12 protein-coding genes are annotated in these 16,697 nt (G+C 46.8%); 6 read left to right on the top strand and 6 right to left on the bottom strand.

What is annotated here, in order from left to right:
- Nucleotides 1-86 precede the first annotated feature (86 nt).
- Nucleotides 87-701 (bottom strand): RNA polymerase sigma-70 factor, encoded by a 615-nt coding sequence (locus HMPREF9446_RS10835; protein WP_039969162.1) that lies wholly within the window; start codon nt 699-701, stop codon nt 87-89.
- Nucleotides 702-846: 145 nt separating this feature from the next.
- Here HMPREF9446_RS10835 and HMPREF9446_RS10840 point away from each other — a divergent pair, with 145 nt between their 5' ends.
- The 6 genes from HMPREF9446_RS10840 (at nt 847) to HMPREF9446_RS10865 (ending at nt 12,801) form a co-directional block, all read left to right on the top strand.
- Nucleotides 847-1,863: a FecR family protein gene (locus tag HMPREF9446_RS10840; protein WP_039969112.1), complete on the top strand. Its 1,017-nt coding sequence runs from the start codon at nt 847-849 to the stop codon at nt 1,861-1,863.
- A gap of 254 nt (nt 1,864-2,117) precedes the next feature.
- Complete coding sequence (locus HMPREF9446_RS10845; protein ID WP_050797294.1) at nt 2,118-5,522, top strand: TonB-dependent receptor; 3,405 nt, start codon at nt 2,118-2,120, stop codon at nt 5,520-5,522.
- A 23-nt stretch (nt 5,523-5,545) separates the two neighbouring features.
- On the top strand, nt 5,546-7,036 hold the full coding sequence (locus HMPREF9446_RS10850; protein WP_039969117.1) for a RagB/SusD family nutrient uptake outer membrane protein: 1,491 nt from the start codon (nt 5,546-5,548) through the stop codon (nt 7,034-7,036).
- Between the two features lie 59 nt (nt 7,037-7,095).
- On the top strand, nt 7,096-8,241 hold the full coding sequence (locus tag HMPREF9446_RS10855) for an acyltransferase family protein (protein ID WP_009125699.1): 1,146 nt from the start codon (nt 7,096-7,098) through the stop codon (nt 8,239-8,241).
- A gap of 2 nt (nt 8,242-8,243) precedes the next feature.
- Nucleotides 8,244-10,646 carry a hypothetical protein gene (locus HMPREF9446_RS10860; protein ID WP_009125700.1) on the top strand — a complete coding sequence of 801 codons (2,403 nt, stop codon included), beginning with the start codon at nt 8,244-8,246 and terminating at the stop codon, nt 10,644-10,646.
- A 1-nt stretch (nt 10,647) separates the two neighbouring features.
- A complete protein-coding gene (locus tag HMPREF9446_RS10865) occupies nt 10,648-12,801 on the top strand; it encodes an alpha-N-acetylglucosaminidase (RefSeq protein WP_009125701.1) in 2,154 nt (717 codons plus the stop codon).
- A gap of 20 nt (nt 12,802-12,821) precedes the next feature.
- Here the strand turns inward: HMPREF9446_RS10865 and folE are convergent, their stop codons facing one another.
- The 5 genes from folE to HMPREF9446_RS10890 all read right to left on the bottom strand — a co-directional run bounded on the left by folE (nt 12,822) and on the right by HMPREF9446_RS10890 (nt 16,653).
- Complete coding sequence (folE, locus tag HMPREF9446_RS10870; RefSeq protein ID WP_009125702.1) at nt 12,822-13,409, bottom strand: GTP cyclohydrolase I FolE; 588 nt, start codon at nt 13,407-13,409, stop codon at nt 12,822-12,824.
- A 43-nt stretch (nt 13,410-13,452) separates the two neighbouring features.
- Nucleotides 13,453-13,911 (bottom strand): SPOR domain-containing protein, encoded by a 459-nt coding sequence (locus HMPREF9446_RS10875; RefSeq protein ID WP_009125703.1) that lies wholly within the window; start codon nt 13,909-13,911, stop codon nt 13,453-13,455.
- Between the two features lie 98 nt (nt 13,912-14,009).
- Nucleotides 14,010-14,765 carry a triose-phosphate isomerase gene (gene tpiA, locus HMPREF9446_RS19145; protein ID WP_009125704.1) on the bottom strand — a complete coding sequence of 252 codons (756 nt, stop codon included), beginning with the start codon at nt 14,763-14,765 and terminating at the stop codon, nt 14,010-14,012.
- Nucleotides 14,766-14,810: 45 nt separating this feature from the next.
- The gene (locus tag HMPREF9446_RS19150) at nt 14,811-16,121 is read right to left on the bottom strand and encodes a BT_3928 family protein (RefSeq protein ID WP_009125705.1); all 1,311 of its coding nucleotides are present in this window, start codon (nt 16,119-16,121) and stop codon (nt 14,811-14,813) included.
- Nucleotides 16,111-16,653 (bottom strand): DUF1599 domain-containing protein, encoded by a 543-nt coding sequence (locus HMPREF9446_RS10890; protein WP_009125706.1) that lies wholly within the window; start codon nt 16,651-16,653, stop codon nt 16,111-16,113. Before HMPREF9446_RS10890 ends, HMPREF9446_RS19150 begins: the two co-directional genes overlap by 11 nt.
- Nucleotides 16,654-16,697 lie beyond the last annotated feature (44 nt).

Raw genomic sequence — 16,697 nt, forward strand, 5'->3', positions numbered from 1 at the left:
ATAATCAGAGTTATTTCAAATCCCGCCTAAATTCGGAACAGGAGAGGGAAAACTGAACTGAAACTATAAATGCTACAAATGAGATTTCAATGCAAGATGGAAATATTCCCGGCATTACCCAATTCGCCCAACAGCAGTACTGTAACCACAGGCAAGTAATCTTTCAGATTCTCCCTTAACAAATACAACGACTGCTGAATGCGATAGGCCACCGTCTTGGGCGAAACGTTCAATGCTTCGGCTATCTCTTTATAAGTCATCTGCTTGAAGCGGTGCATGACAAACGCTATCCGATACGACTCCGGCAATGCACTGATAGCCTTTTCTATCCTCTTGGTGAGTTCTTCCATCTGATAGTAATGGATGTCTTCCAGCATTTCTTCCTGCTTTCTGGAGAAAAAGTAGGTTTCGGCACGGCTGATGATTTCTTTCTTGGTTATCAAGTTCAGAGACCGATGGTAAGTCATTTTAAAAAGATACTGGTTCAAAGAAGATTCAATGATGATTTCCTCCCGTTTCTCCCACATCCAAAGCATCACTTCCTGTACGATTTCTTCAGCATCCTCCAACTCGACAAACCGATGGGCGTATGCACACAACATGGGATAGTATTTCTTAAACAGGCGTTCGTACGCTTGCAACTCCCCCTCCCGAAGGGCTTTGAGCAGTACTTTATCTTCTTGGTTCTTACCTATTTCCATTTCTTTCTCTTGCATGTTCTTCATCGGCAAAGATAATTCTTTTATCACTTATTTTAATAAAACACAATCTTTTTCTAAAAAAAACTATAATTTGTTTAGTAACCCTTTCTCGAAAATTGTCTCAATAATAGATGAACCGAAAGATATGACCGATACATATATAAATATAGAAGAGTTATTACCCACCTATTGTGAAGGGCTGGCAACTGCCGAAGAAGCCCGCCGGGTGGAAGAATGGATGGAGCTGGACGAAGCCAACCGTAAAATGGTAAAGCAGATACAAATGCTGAACATGGCGGCCGACACACTGCATGTGATGCAATGTGTAGATAGCGACAAGGCATTTCAAAAGGTGAAAACCAAGATTGTAAAGAAGAGAATCTTCTGGTGGCAATGGTCGCAACGAGTGGCTGCCATATTGTTCCTCCCGCTTCTGGTTACTACTTTGCTTATCGGCCTCGGTAACGAAAAACAGCCCGGAATAGCTCAAATACTTGAGGTAAAAACCAATCCGGGCATGACTACCTCACTGGTTTTGCCCGACAGTACGGTGGTTTATCTGAATTCGGAATCCGTATTGCGCTATCCTTCGGTTTTCGGCAAGGACAGCCGGGAAGTGGAACTGGCGGGAGAAGCCTATTTTGATGTAACGTCTGATAAAGAGAAACGTTTTGTAGTGAACACGCCCCACCAGTCACAGATAGAAGTCTATGGAACCAGCTTCAATGTAGAAGCCTATGGCACCGACAACCATATTTCCACAACCTTGGTGGAAGGAAAAGTAGGGTTCCTGTTCAAGGAGAAAAACGGCGGCTCGCAAAAGATAGTCCTGAGTCCCATGCACAAATTGGTCTATAAGCCCCTGTCCGGCGAAACACAGATATACCAGACGAACTGTGAATCGGAAACCGCCTGGAAAGAAGGAACCATCATCTTCAACAACACACCGATGAACGAAGTGCTCAATATTCTGAGCAAGCGGTTTAACGTGGAGTTCGTAGTCAGGAACAAGCATTTGGAGGAATACTCTTTCACAAGTTCGTTCACCACGCAACGTCTGGAACGGATTCTGGAATTCTTCAAACGGTCGTCGCGAATACACTGGCGCTATCTGGACAGCGATGAAGAGACGGATAAACAACAACGGATAGAAATCTATTAAATACCATATTGTTAACCCTTAATACTAAATTTGATGAAACAGAAACGTGCACCTTAAATCTAAAAAAACCATGCGGAAGATATGGGCGTATCTTCTGCATGGAAAAACGTACTCTTAAGGCTTGTTTCCCGACAAGCCAAGTTAACCTTTTTATTTATCTTAGTCTTTACAAAATTATGCAAAAATCATTTAGCATCCAACTAATCCGGATGATAAACTCATCATGGCTATCGTTTAACAGAACTCCATTGTTTATGAGACTATGTATTTTATTCCTTTTCTGCTCTTTGAGCCTGGCTCATGCAGCGGACACGTATGCACAGAAAACAAGAATCAGCATTGATGCCAACCGTCAAACTGTTGAGAGTGTGCTGAAACAAATCAAAACCAAGACCGGATTTGACTTCTTTTTCAACAACAAGCATGTGGACTTGAACCGCCGCGTGTCGGTTTCTGTCAACGAAGGCAATGTATTCGACGTGTTGTCGAAAGTCTTTGCCGGAACCAATGTAAAGTATTCGGTGCTGGACAAGAAGATTATCCTTACCATCGACGAAGCAGACGGCATACAACAAAATGTGACCGTCAAGGTCAGCGGTAAAGTAGTGGACGCCACCGGCGAGCCCATAATCGGAGCATCGGTCATAGAAAAAGGTACCACCAACGGCATCATGACCGATATTGACGGAAAATTCACACTGACCGTGAATTCGGTCGAATCAGAACTCGTCATTTCGTATATCGGATATAAGACCCAGACCCTGAAACCACAGGCAGGAAAAATGATGGCAATTACCATGAACGAAAATGCCGAACTGCTGGACGAAGTGGTAGTAGTAGGTTATGGCACCATGAAGAAGAAGGATTTGACCGGCGCCGTTGCTTCCATCAAAATGGAAGATGCTCCGGTAGGTACGGTATCTACCATCAGCAATGTGTTGGCAGGTAAGGCAGCCGGACTACAAGTAAGTGCCGTAAGCGCCCAACCGGGTGGCGGTTCCAGTTTCCGCATCCGCGGCGCCGCATCAGTCAAGGCAGGCAATGACCCGCTGATCATTATCGACGGTTTTCCCATCAGCCCCACTGATGAAAATAAGATCAAGACCGGAAAATATGAAACCGGCAGTTCGGACAATATCCTCGCTTCTATCAACCCCAATGACATCGAATCCATCGAGGTGCTGAAAGATGCCAGCTCTACTGCCATTTATGGTGCCCGTGCCGGTAACGGTGTCATCATCATCACCACCAAGAAAGGCGCTACCGGCGCTCCGAAAGTAACCTATTCGGGAACCGCTTCCGTCCAGACGCTGGCAGGTGAATATGACATGTTGAATGCACGCGACTTCATGCTGCAATCCAACCGTTATGCCAAAGAAGAATGGATGCGCTCGCAGAAGATAGGTATCTATGGCGGCAAGACAGAAGCTGACGCTTCCAAGCCATACGCACCTTATTATACCGACGCCCAAATCAATGCACCGGCATACGACACGGATTGGTTCGACGCAATAACCCGTACCGGTTTCCAGACACAGCACAATATTTCTGTAAACGGCGGCACGGAATCCACCAAATACCTGGTTTCTGGAAACTTCTTCAAACAGAATGGGGTAGTGAAGAATAACGACATGGAACGCTATACAGGACGCATCAACTTGGAACAGAAAGTAAGCAAGTATGTAAAAATGGGCGTAAACATGACCATCTCACGCAATCAGACCAACAATGTGCCATTGGGCGCAGGACAGAACCAGGATGCCAGCATCATGGTAGCGGCAGCCCAGTTCAGCCCTATATTGCCTATCAAAGATGAAAACGGCGACTATACATTGAACTCCCAGGCAGCCTTCCTGCCCAATCCCGTTTCATTGCTCGAAATTACCGACAAGACTACCAAAGAAAGACTGCTCGCCACGGCTTTTGTGGAGGTGAAGCCCATCAACGACCTGACTTTGAAAGCTAATTTCGGTATCGACCGCAACTACCAGAAGCGTAGTGTATATATGCCCAAAACCACCTTGTATGGCCAGAAGAAGGGCGGACAGGCAGATGTCGCCCAATATGACAAATCGGATTATCTGATGGAACTTACCGCCAACTATACCAAGAGATGGGGCGAACATAACTTCAGCGCATTGGCAGGTTACTCTTTCCAGCGTTTCACTGACGAATCACTGGGAGCCGGCAACAGCCAGTTCCTCATTGACGGTTTCCTGTTCAACAACTTGGGTGCAGGTGCTTATCCGAAACCCTCAGTAAGCTCTTCGGCTTCCAAGGACGAAATGGCCTCTTTCTTCGGTCGTGTGAACTACTCATTCAAAGACCGCTACTTGTTGACAGCCACGCTGCGTGCCGACGGTGCATCGAACTTTGCGAAAAACAATCGTTGGGGTTACTTCCCCTCAGTGGCCTTGGGATGGAGATTTACCGAGGAAGAATTTATGAAACCACTGGAATCCGTACTTTCCAACGGTAAATTGCGCGTCAGCTATGGCCAGACAGGTAACTCGAACATCGGCAACCGCGCCATCAGTTATTACGAAACCGGTAACAACAATGAATTCGGAGGAACAGAAACCGTAGGTGTTTATCTGAGCCAGCTGGGCAATCCCAACTTGAAGTGGGAAACCACCACCGAATGGAACATCGGTATCGACCTGGGCTTCTTCAACAACCGTGTCAATGTAACGGCTGAATACTTCAATAAAATCGTTTCCGACTTATTGAGCGAACGCACACTGCTTACCTTCAATGAGGTAGATAAGATCTACGCCAACATCGGCAAGACGCAAAGCCAGGGATTTGAACTGACAATCAACACTACCAACTTCAAGACCAAGGACTTCAGCTGGAACACGGACTTCACTTTCTCTTTGTATCGCGACCGTTGGAACACACGTGACGACAGTTGGAAACCTGCGGCTTATTCACAATATAACTCACCCATACGCTATAAATATGGCTATCTGTCGGACGGACTGATCCAGGCAGGCGAAGAAGTACCCTGGATGAAGGGCGCACTTCCCGGACAAGTGAAGATTAAAGACATCGACGGATATGTATATAACGAAGACGGCTCTTACAAGGTGGACGAGCACGGTATTCCTTTGAAATCGGGCAAGCCCGACGGCAAGCTGAACGAGGCCGACCAGGTGATTTACGGCAGTTCCGACCCGGGCTACCTGATGGGCTTGAACAATACTTTGCGTTACAAGAATTTCGATTTCAACATCTACTTCTACGGACAGTTTGATGTATTGAGCAGCGGTTCCTACAAAGACCTTTGGTTGACAGGCTCCGACGGAATGACGGGTATCGTCAACATGTATCGTGGCTACAATATGCCGGTCAGCGCCAAGGATGTATGGACCCACGACAATACAACGGCTTCACGCCCGGGATATTTCCAGGACAAAAGCACATACGGCGTCGGTGACTATTATCTGCAAAAAAGCTGGTTTGTACGTTGCCGCAACATAACGCTGGGCTATACCATCCCGGCAAAGAAGTTGGTTTCGAACATCCGCGTATATGCCGACATCAACAATCCCTTCACCATCACTCCATACAAGGGACTCGACCTTGAAACAGACAACTCGGTTTGGGCTTACCCCAACGTGAGAAGTTTTAGCTTGGGATTGGATATTACATTTTAAAAACCTATTAAAGAAACAATGCAATGAAAAAGATATTTTCTATATTTTCGATAGCGTTAACGACGGCTGCCTGCTGCATCTCGTGCACAAATCTGGAGTCAGAAATGTATGATGTGATTAATCCGGGTATCTTCCCTACCACAGAAGATGATGCAAACTCTTTGGTGACCTCTGCGGCCTACGCTCCTTTCCGGTCCAACTGGTATTCGGGTTTATATGCTTCCTCGCAGGGAGGAATCCATGTAATCAGTGACATGACTACAGATATCGGCTACTGCCAATGGAACGATGTCGTATGGCCGGATATGCTGCAAGTCAACTTCACGGCCAAATCCTTTGGAGTCACGGATACTTATAAAAACTACATCCGCGATATCAGCAAGATGACCTTAACAATGGACCGCATTGCCGGCATCCAGATGAAACAGGAAACTAAAGACCGTCTGAACGCCGAACTGCGTTGCGGACGCGGTTGGCTGGCTTATATATTGTATGACATGTATGGTCCCATCCAGATTGCATCTTTGGAAATGCTGAAAAATCCCACATCGGATGAAGTGGCTCCACGCGTTTCGAAAGAGGAAATGGTGAAATTCATCGAGGATGATTTAACGGCCGCCACTGCCCTGCCCGCTACCTATAAAACGTCCGACACCAATTACGGACGTTTCACCAGGGGATTGGCTTATACCGTACTTATGAAGCTGTATATGCACGAACAGAACTGGGCAAAAGCAGTAGAATGCGGTCGCGAACTGATGAAACCGGAATATGGATATGAACTGATGGATAACTACAAGGATATCTTTACACTGGAAAATGAAGGCAACTCCGAAGCTATCTGGTCCTGTATATGCAGCCGCAGCGTCAATCAGCAGATGTGGCTGGCCCATGTGCTTTCAAGCGAGTATCCTACCAAGAATCCTGCTATCCAGAAGTGGGGCGGCTATCGTGTAATGTGGAACTTCTATCACACCTTTGACGCGAAAGACAAGCGCCTTGAAGTGCTGATAGGTGACTTTATCGGTGAAGACGGCGTACACTATAACGAACAGAATCCGGGTTCGGTACTCATTGAAGGAGCAATGCCCGTGAAATATGGTGAAGACCCCGATGCCACCGGTGAAGAAAGCCAGATAGACTGGATTGTATATCGCTATGCCGATGTGCTGACTCTGTTATCAGAAGCCATCGTCCGTCAAGGAAACGCAGTGACTCAGGAAGCCGTTGATTTATTGAACAAGGTACACACCCGCGCAGGACTGACCGCTTATGCCACTGCCGACTTTGCCAGCCCGGCCGCTTTCCTCGACGCCGTATTGATGGAACGCGGACATGAGTTGTGGTTCGAAGGTACCCGCCGGACCGACTTGATTCGCTACGGAAAATACATCGAGTATGCCCGCAAATACAAGAACTCGGTTACAGCACAGGATTACATGAATGTGATGCCGTTGCCGCAGGCCGTAATCAATGAAAGTAAAGGCAAGATCGCTCAAAATCCCGGATACTAATCAATAAGTAAAGGCTGCTTGAGGATTTACCTTGGGCAGCCTTTTTTTACACCAACCTCATGAAAAACAATCAACGCCTCGTCGCACTTGATGTAATGAGAGGGCTCACCATTGCCGGAATGATTCTGGTGAATACACCCGAAACCTGGAGCTATGTATATGCCCCGCTACAACATGCCCGGTGGAACGGACTGACTCCTACCGATGTCATTTTTCCTTTCTTCCTGTTTATGATGGGAGTGTCCATGTATATCTCTCTGAAGAAATGTTCGTTTCATTTGAGTTCTCATCTCCTGATGAAAATTATTCGCCGCTCGCTGATACTGTTTCTCATCGGTACAGCGATCTATGCACTGGCTACCTTTTTGGGTACGCTGCGCGACGCCTGCCGGCAACCCGGTTTTGAAGGCAATCCGTGGAAAGAGGCGTTTGCCTCCTTACCCGGCACCCGCATTCCGGGAGTACTGCAACGTCTTGGAGTCTGCTACGGAATCGGTTCCATTATAGTGCTTACCTGCCGGCATCGCTATATTCCTCATCTGGCCGGAGGCATATTAGCGGGATATTTCCTGATACTGCTCTTTGGAAACGGATTTGTACACAGTCCCGAGAACATTCTTTCTGTGGTTGACCGGACTTTGTTCGGAGACAATATGATTAACGACGGAGGAATAGATCCAGAAGGAGCATTGAGCACGCTGCCGTCGATAGCACAAGTACTTATCGGCTTCTGTATAGGCAAAATCTGTATAGAGACGCCGGATATGAGAGAGAAACTGAACAAAATCTTTCTGTACGGCTCTTTGATGCTGATTGTGGGCTGGCTGTTCAGTTATGGTTGTCCGCTGAACAAAAGGGTCTGGACCCCCAGTTTTGTTCTGGTCACTTGTGGCTTTGCCTGTCTTTTATTGGGCATACTGATATGGTACATCGACCTGCGGAAAGTATATAAGCAGACGTGGACTTTCGAAGTATTCGGAGTAAATCCTTTGTTCTGCTATGTTCTCAGCGAAGTATTGGCTATTTTAGTCGACTACCTGCCTTTGCATTCGGCTACTTTGCACGAACGGTTCTATAGTGGCTTTCTAAGCAACTGCTTTGGCGATAATGAATGGACCTCCTTTCTTTATGCCTTCTCACTTCTGTGTTCCGTGTGGTTAATCGGAGTATTACTCTATAAAAAGAAAATATATATAAAGATTTAAGTATGAATAAGAAATGGATTATTTTAGGCGGCTTATTGCTTTCAATGAACGTAGCCGCACAATCTACCCTGTGGAAAAATAAAGCCTGGGAATGTAAGATATCAGATAAAGGTACACTGGAACAGATTATCTTTAAATCAAATCAGCAGAATGATACGGTTCCCTTCTTCCATAAAGAGAGTAATGCCGGCCCTCGCTTCTATGCCAACCTGGGAAAGGAGAATCGAATTGCCGAATGGATTCCCGACGGGTATCGCTCTTACCGGGCTACCATCGATCAAGTGGAGTGCCGCCTGACCTATAAAGCATGGAACGGACAACCTGCCGTCGAAATCACACTCGTAAATAAAGGAAACGTACCCTTCCAGCCGGTAAAGGCAGGATTGAAACTGGGCATCGATACTTATATGGATAAATACCCCGACTGGTTCGGCAAGTATTTTCCTACCTTGATGAAGAATGAGAAAACGCATTTCTACGGTTATCTTCAGACTCCTTCAGGACATACATTGGGAGTAGTATCTCCACAACCCATTGCCTCGTGGAGTGTCGATTATAACTTAGGTTATCAAGATCCTGCCCCTCACTGGTTTATGGGGCATCGCATAGAATCGCTGAATCTCGACTTAATGAACGCTTTACCGTTGCCGGCACATAATCCGCAGGATTTATGGCAACTGAAGCAGGGTGAGGCAAAGACATGGACTATCGCTTTTGTGGATATAAATACGCCCGACGAATTTGAAGAAACCATTCATAAGGTAGCCGGTATTCCGATGCTCCGTATCGGACAGACAGTTTATCAACCCAAAGAAACGGCCGTATTCGAAGTGCTGGCCACCGCACCGGTTATCCAGGTAACGGATGATAAAGGACAATCGCTGTCCGTATCAGTAAAGCCCAAGCGGGATGGCGTGAAAGAAGTTTCGTGCCAGTTGCCAGCTGCCGGATTATATTCCGTAAAGGTGACCGATGGAGAAAAACAAGCCGAAGGAGTGCTCTCGGCACACACCTCCTGGCAATGGACGCTGGAACAAGCAAGGAAAGGCGCCTTGAAATATCATCAGAAAGCCACTTCGCACATCGAAAGCTGGTACGGTTTCTACTCCGCCTTTATTGCGGCCAAGCATTTCCCCGAGAAGACGACGGATGAAGCGTTGCGCCAACGCTTCGACTATCTGTTCGGACTGCTGCACGACCCCATCAAGATGGAACCGTTATATCACGCCTCGCGCATCCAGAATACTTCCGGAACCATCAGCCTGTTGGTTGACAAGTATGAAGCCTACGGTAATGTGGAAGACCTTACAAAAGCGTCACGACTGGCAGATTGGCTGATAAATACCTGGCAACGCAAAGACGGAGCATACGTCAATCATGGTACCGTATATACCAGCGTGATATATGTTGCCAAGAATATACTGGAACTCGTACTGGTGGAACGTGAATTAGGCATGAAGGACAGTCGTTGGAAAGAAATCGCCGACCGTCATTACGCCTCGGCAAAACGTGCCATCGACCAGTTGGTAGCTTCGCAAGGAGACTTTGAAACCGAAGGAGAACTGACCTTTGAGGACGGAATGATTTCTTGCTCCGCACTTCAAATCGGCATGCTTGCCTTGATGCAAACAGATGAAAAAGAGCGCAGACACTATACCGATGCCATGCTGAAGATATTGAACAGTCACGACTGCCTCACCCAGTTGCGTGTGCCCGACGCCCGACGCCGTGGAGGCACCATGCGCTATTGGGAAGCACAATATGACGTGCAGATGCTCCCCAACATGTTCAACTCTCCTCACGGATGGAGCGGATGGCGTGCGTATGCCACCTATTACGCCTATCTGCTAACGGGCGAAGAGCGTTGGTTGCAGGAAACGTATAACGCCATGGGCGCCTTCGCCAATCTGATCGACTTCCGTTCGGGCGATTTGCGCTGGGCTTTCGTGGTCGATCCTTATCTGAAAGTGAAACAAGCATGCAGTGCCGACACACACGTAACAGCCGACTCATTGAGTTTCGGCAATCCGCACCCGGAACTGTATGATACTCGGGAGTTCGTTATAGGCGAGCAGTACGTGAACATGATAAGCGACTGGCAAACCGTGAATACCCAAGACAACGATGTACACGAAGTCTTTAAATGTATGGGCGAAGCCATGCTGACCAACGCCTTTGTAGTGGAGCAACCCAATGGCGAACTGAAAGGCTATAACTGCCGGATTACCCGCCAAGGAAATGAGTTGAAGGTGACGGCAAGCGAGAAACAGATCGTGAATCTGCATTGCAACCTGAAGCATCCCTTCACCGTATCCTTCAAAGGAAAGTCCCAACCACTGAAAAAGGATTATCTGGGATGGGTTTTCGGAGGAAACGGGTTATATTCACAACCACTAATGAAGTAATATGAGAAAGACACTATTGATTTGTTTCTTTTGTATAGCCGCGATTGTGCATGCCGCATCGCCTATACAAGGCTTGTTGGAGCGTATCGACAAAGGCGCTTCCCGTAAATTCATCGTTGAGCAGGTAAAGAGTCCCGCTGACTTTTTTGAATTGGATCAGAAAGGGGATAAAGTAGTGATTCGTGGAAACAACTACGTGAGCATTGCTACCGGATTGAACTGGTATCTGAAATATCATGCCGGCATACAGTTGTCATGGAACGGGATGAAAGCAAAATTACCCGATGTCCTGCCCGCAGTAACACAGAAAGAACGTCATGAAACGGACTTGAAATATCGCTATGATCTTAATTACTGCACCTACTCCTACACCATGGCTTTCTGGGATTGGAAACGTTGGGAGCAGGAAATAGACTGGATGGCCTTGCACGGAATCAATCTGCCGCTGGCCATCATAGGGACGGACGTAGTCTGGCGCAATGTATTGATGAAACTGGGTTATACCCAAGATGAAGTCAACCAATTCATTGCCGGTCCCGCCTTCCAGGGATGGTGGCTGATGAATAACCTCGAAGGATGGGGAGGTCCCAATCCCGATAGTTGGTACACACAGCGCGAGGCTTTGCAAAAGCAGATATTGAAACGCATGCGTGAGTATGGCATCCAGCCCGTACTGCCCGGCTATTCGGGTATGGTACCTCATAATGCCAAGGAACGTTTAGGACTGAACGTGTCCGACCCGGGCTTGTGGTGCGGCTATCCCCGCCCCGCGTTTCTGCAACCTACGGACCCTCGTTTCGGTGAAATAGCCGACTTATACTATAAAGAAATGACCCGCCTCTACGGCAAAGCCGATTTCTACAGCATGGACCCTTTCCACGAAGGCGGAAGCATAGCCGGTGTTGACTTGAACGCCGCCGGACAAGCCATTTGGGGTGCCATGAAAAAAGTAAATCCCAAAGCCGTATGGGTAGCCCAGGCATGGCAGGCAAACCCACGGCAGAAGATGATTGAAAACATACCCCAAGGTGACTTGATAGTTCTTGACCTCTTCTCCGAAAGCCGTCCTCAATGGGGCGATCCGGCATCAACCTGGTATCGCAAAGAGGGATTCGGCAAACACGACTGGCTGTACTGTATGCTGCTGAACTATGGCGGCAACGTAGGGCTGCATGGAAAAATGAGACATGTAATCGACGAGTTCTATAAAGCCAAAACGTCTCCCTTCGGAAAAACGCTGAAAGGTGTAGGCATGACGATGGAAGGCTCGGAAAATAACTCGGTAATGTTTGAATTGCTGTGCGAACTGCCTTGGCGTCCGGCTCAGTTTGAGAAAGACGAATGGTTGAAGAATTACACTGCCGCCCGTTACGGCAAAGCCGATGCCACCGTTCAGCAGGCTTGGCTGCTGTTGAGCAACAGCATCTACAACTGTCCGGATGCAAACACTCAGCAAGGTACGCACGAGTCGGTATTCTGCGCCCGTCCGGGAATGGATGTTTACCAGGTATCCAGTTGGTCGGAAATGGTGAAATATTACGAACCCGAAGAGGTGATTCGTGCAGCAGGCATCTTGCTTTCGGCTGCCGACCGGTTCAAAGGGAACAATAATTTCGAGTATGATTTAGTGGACATCGTCCGTCAGGCAGTGGCCGAGAAAGGCCGGTTGGTCTATCCTATCATGATAGATGCCCTCAAAGCCGGTGAAAAGGAACTGTTTGCAGCAGCTTCTCAGCGCTTCCTCAACTTAATTCTGTTACAGGATCGTTTGCTCGCCACTCGTCCGGAATTCAAAGTGGGCACTTGGATAGAGAAAGCACGTAATTTAGGGACTACTCAAGAAGAGAAGAAGCTGTATGAATGGAACGCCCGTGTACAAATCGCGACCTGGGGCAACCGTACTGCTGCCGATGAAGGCGGATTACGCGACTATGCCCACAAGGAATGGAACGGAATGTTGCGCGACTTCTACTACCACCGTTGGAAGTTATGGATAGATGCCCAGACGGCCCAGCTAAACGGTGCGCCGGCACAGGGATTTGACTTCTATGCTATCGAAGAACCGTGGACGTTGCAGACAAATGATTATCCTTCACACCCCGAAGGGGATGTGATAGAAGTGGCTCGCACTGCGTACAAAGAAATCACTCGATAACCTTAGGTAATAAGAAGAATTTATGAATTATGGCGAATCAAGTTCATAAATTCTTCACGAGTCTTTGCCTGATTGAAAGCGCCCGTGAAATCGGAAGTAGTCGTAACCGAATTCTGTTTCTCCACCCCACGCATCTGCATACACATGTGCTTAGCCTCTACTACAACCATGACACCCAAAGGATTCAACGTTTCTTGAATACACTCTTTGATTTGTAGTGTCATGCGTTCCTGCACCTGCAAGCGATGGGAAAATATATCTACGACACGGGCTATCTTACTCAACCCCGTTATATAGCCGTTAGGAATATAGGCTACATGCGCCTTGCCGTAGAACGGAAGCATGTGGTGTTCACAGAGTGAAAAGAAATCAATGTCCTTCACAATTACCATCTGACTGTACTCTTCTTGAAATTTGGCGGAACGGAGTACTTCATGAGGATCCATATAATAACCTTTTGTCAACGAAAGCATGGCCTTTGCCACTCGTTCCGGAGTTTTCAACAAGCCTTCACGACCCGGATCTTCACCCAACAAAGTAAGAATACGCTGGTAATGTTCTTTCAGTTCATCCAATGAAGGAGATACAATTTCTTCTTTTCCTAACATGAGAGGATTTATGATTTATGATTTATAATTTATCCCTCGACAATTATAGAGGGATGTTGATTTGATCCTTTACTATGGAAACTTCCTTAAACACGCCGGTAGCACGCAACTGGCGCATCATGGCGTCCGCCTCTTCAATACTGCGGAAATCTCCGGCACGGCACAACCAGCGGGGAAGATTAAACGAAGTATAGACAGTGAGTTCCGGAAAACGCTCCTTGACCCGTGAAGCTACCGAATAAGCTTCGTTTTTAGATTCGCGGGTATTATTACCGGCATACACTTGTATACGATAACCCGAACTTTTAATCACCTTCCGGTCATCGGTACCGGCAGGAACATACTCCGTACCTATCAGTGCCGCAATACGGGCATCTTGCCGTATAGTGACCTTGCCTTGTCCGGGTACGTTGCGTTCCAGGCTCTTCACAATATTATTCTGTGCAACAGAAAGAGTTGCGAAAGCAAAGCACACTACTAAAAATAAACCAAGCTTCTTCATGAGTTAATGTTTTTATAAAATGGGAAACAGAAAGTTGAAAATGGCTATGCAGTGTAATAGCGCAACTCATTTTCAACTTCCCAATTTCAACTTTCCATTTAATTGAAAGCGTCGATAATGCCCTTGAAGTCAGCAACCTTCAAAGCGGCACCACCAATCAAACCGCCGTCAACATCGGGGTTGGCAAACAATTCCTTCGCATTGGAAGGCTTACAGCTGCCACCGTAAAGGATAGAGCAGTTATCAGCAACTTCTTTTCCATATTTTTCATTGATCAATGAACGGATGAAAGCATGGATTTCCTGTGCCTGTTCAGCGGTAGCAGTCTTGCCTGTACCGATAGCCCAAACCGGTTCGTATGCCAGAATAATCTTGGAGAAGTCTTCTGCAGACAAAGAGAATACAGATGCCAACTGGGCGGCAACAACTTCATTCTGCTTGTTTGCTTCACGTTCTTCCAAAACTTCACCGATACAGAAAATCGGAGTCAAGCCGTTAGCCAAAGCCAATTTTACTTTTTCTTCCAGGATAGCCACTGTCTCACCATAGTAAGCACGGCGTTCCGAGTGACCCAGAATTACATACTTGGCACCTGTAGAAGCAACCATAGCGGCAGAAACCTCACCGGTATAAGCGCCGGATTCTTTATCTGCACAGTTCTCTGCACCTACACCGATCTTAGCGGCATCTACCAACGGAGTAACGGATGCCAGGTGGATAAACGGAGTACAGATGATTACATCACAGTTAGGCTTTTCATTAGCCAATGTCTCATTCAATTCTTTTGCAAGAGCAATACCCTCCTGGAGGGTTTTGTTCATTTTCCAGTTTCCTGCAACAATGTTTTTTCTCATTTTGTTTTTATTATTAAAAGGGTTAATGTATTTACAAATTACCGTTTACAATTTATTATTCAGTATTCGGGCCGCCTGCCGTTTCTTCTCTCTCCGTTTTATAACCAGGATATCCACCCCGATAACCATCATCAACGGAATGATGAACCAAAGCAACACATAACCGATGGTGCGCCAGTCATTCACCTGTTTCAGCTTACCCAATTCTATGTTCTCCAAACTGTCATTCAGCACATATTCGTCAGGCAAGTCCCCGTCACTCCATTTATTCAGAATAGTCCCCCCCTTTATCAACAGGAGTCCGGGGTTGGAACGGATGATGGTTTTCAGCGTGATGTCATCCATCTGGCAGAACGGGTATTCCGCTCCGGTCTTGTCACGCCACAATTCTATCTCATCTTCCGGAGAGGAGGTCATTGCATAAAAAGCATAACCATGCTCCACACTATAATCATAAATCTCATTGATAAGATCAATATTGCTGTCATCCGCATTCTCTATGCGATGAGCGATCAGCAAAAAGGTATATCCCTTATCCGACAGTACACTGTCTGTTATATCTTCCCCCGTTTCCAGATTCATCATGGAAAAATCATGAATAGGAGGTTCATATCCTTTTTCTTTCAGCACCGTACGTGTTTCAATGAACTTCCAGGTACTGTCCGGATAGTTCTCCAATGTAAACTCCCGGCGCTCCCCTTCCTTTTCCAGCACAAAGCGGCTCTCGAACACGCTGGGTTTGGCACCCTCCGGAATCTCCATACCTGCTTTTATGTCCGTTCCAATCCTGTAAGGGCGAAAATCCAGAATCGGCAACTTCCCCAAACAATAGAATGAAAGCGCAAAGACAAAAAGTAAAGTGTACATGGAAACCATCCACTCCATCTTAGCCGTGATAAAACGTATGATCCGGTCCTTCCACTTAAAAACGGATATGGCAGCCACCAATAACACTATATTCTTACCGAAAGTCTGCCAGTTGGTCAATACCCAAGCATCGCCGAAGCATCCGCAGTCGGATACCGGATCGGCTAAAGCCAGATACAAAGTCAACGGAGTCATCACTCCCATCAACAACAAAGCCAACGTCGATGCCAGACTCTTGCGTATGCCCAGAAACAAGAAGATACCTGCACTGAATTCTACAGCAGACAAAACTATGCCGAAGAATAAAGGCAAGTAAGAAGGAAACCAGGAAGCCATGCCAAATGCCGTCAGATAATCCTGAATCTTATAGAATGAACCCAACGGGTCAACCGCTTTTACAAAACCGGAAAATATAAAGACACCTCCCAACAAAAAGCGGCAGGCATTCACCCACACTTTCTCAATAATATGTTTCTTCTCAGTCTCCAAATTCAATCTTAATCAAACCGAATACGGAATAATTAATCATATCCATGTAATTGGCATCAATGCCTTCTGAGACCAATGTCTGTCCCGCCAGACTTTCAATCTGCTTGGTCCGGTAAATCTTCATCAGTATCAGATCCGTATAAGAACTGACACGCATGCTGCGCCACGCCTCATCATAATCATGATTCTTGGCAAGCATCAACTCCAAAGACACCTTGGCATACTTGTCATAAAGCACCATTGCTTCTTCATTCGTGATATCAGCAGATTCGGCATATCCCAATTCCAGCTGTATCAGCCCGATTATTCCATAATTGACAATAGCGATGAACTCGGAACGAATCCCTTCATCCACCAGAGTCACCCCTTTGGTCTCGATACTTCTAATGCGATTGGCTTTAATAAATATCTGGTCTGTCACGGAAGCCGGACGAAGAATACGCCACGCCGGACCGTAATCATGAAGTTTCTTGGAGAACAAGTCACGACAAATTGCAATGACATGTTCAAATTGTTGCTTGGTATCTTTCATTTCCTTACATGCAGCCTATTTTCGCTGTGCGCTGCAAAGATAGG

This window comes from Bacteroides fluxus YIT 12057 (genome assembly GCF_000195635.1).
Lineage (GTDB): Bacteria > Bacteroidota > Bacteroidia > Bacteroidales > Bacteroidaceae > Bacteroides > Bacteroides fluxus.

Coding starts and splice junctions, on each gene's coding strand:
- HMPREF9446_RS10855 (WP_009125699.1), top strand. CDS start 7,096: ATGAAAAACAATCAACGCCTCGTCGCACTTGATGTAATGAGAGGGCTC.
- HMPREF9446_RS10890 (WP_009125706.1), bottom strand. CDS start 16,653: ATGAAAGATACCAAGCAACAATTTGAACATGTCATTGCAATTTGTCGT.
- HMPREF9446_RS10875 (WP_009125703.1), bottom strand. CDS start 13,911: ATGAAGAAGCTTGGTTTATTTTTAGTAGTGTGCTTTGCTTTCGCAACT.
- tpiA (WP_009125704.1), bottom strand. CDS start 14,765: ATGAGAAAAAACATTGTTGCAGGAAACTGGAAAATGAACAAAACCCTC.
- folE (WP_009125702.1), bottom strand. CDS start 13,409: ATGTTAGGAAAAGAAGAAATTGTATCTCCTTCATTGGATGAACTGAAA.
- HMPREF9446_RS10840 (WP_039969112.1), top strand. CDS start 847: ATGACCGATACATATATAAATATAGAAGAGTTATTACCCACCTATTGT.
- HMPREF9446_RS10860 (WP_009125700.1), top strand. CDS start 8,244: ATGAATAAGAAATGGATTATTTTAGGCGGCTTATTGCTTTCAATGAAC.
- HMPREF9446_RS10865 (WP_009125701.1), top strand. CDS start 10,648: ATGAGAAAGACACTATTGATTTGTTTCTTTTGTATAGCCGCGATTGTG.
- HMPREF9446_RS10850 (WP_039969117.1), top strand. CDS start 5,546: ATGAAAAAGATATTTTCTATATTTTCGATAGCGTTAACGACGGCTGCC.
- HMPREF9446_RS10845 (WP_050797294.1), top strand. CDS start 2,118: ATGAGACTATGTATTTTATTCCTTTTCTGCTCTTTGAGCCTGGCTCAT.
- HMPREF9446_RS10835 (WP_039969162.1), bottom strand. CDS start 701: ATGGAAATAGGTAAGAACCAAGAAGATAAAGTACTGCTCAAAGCCCTT.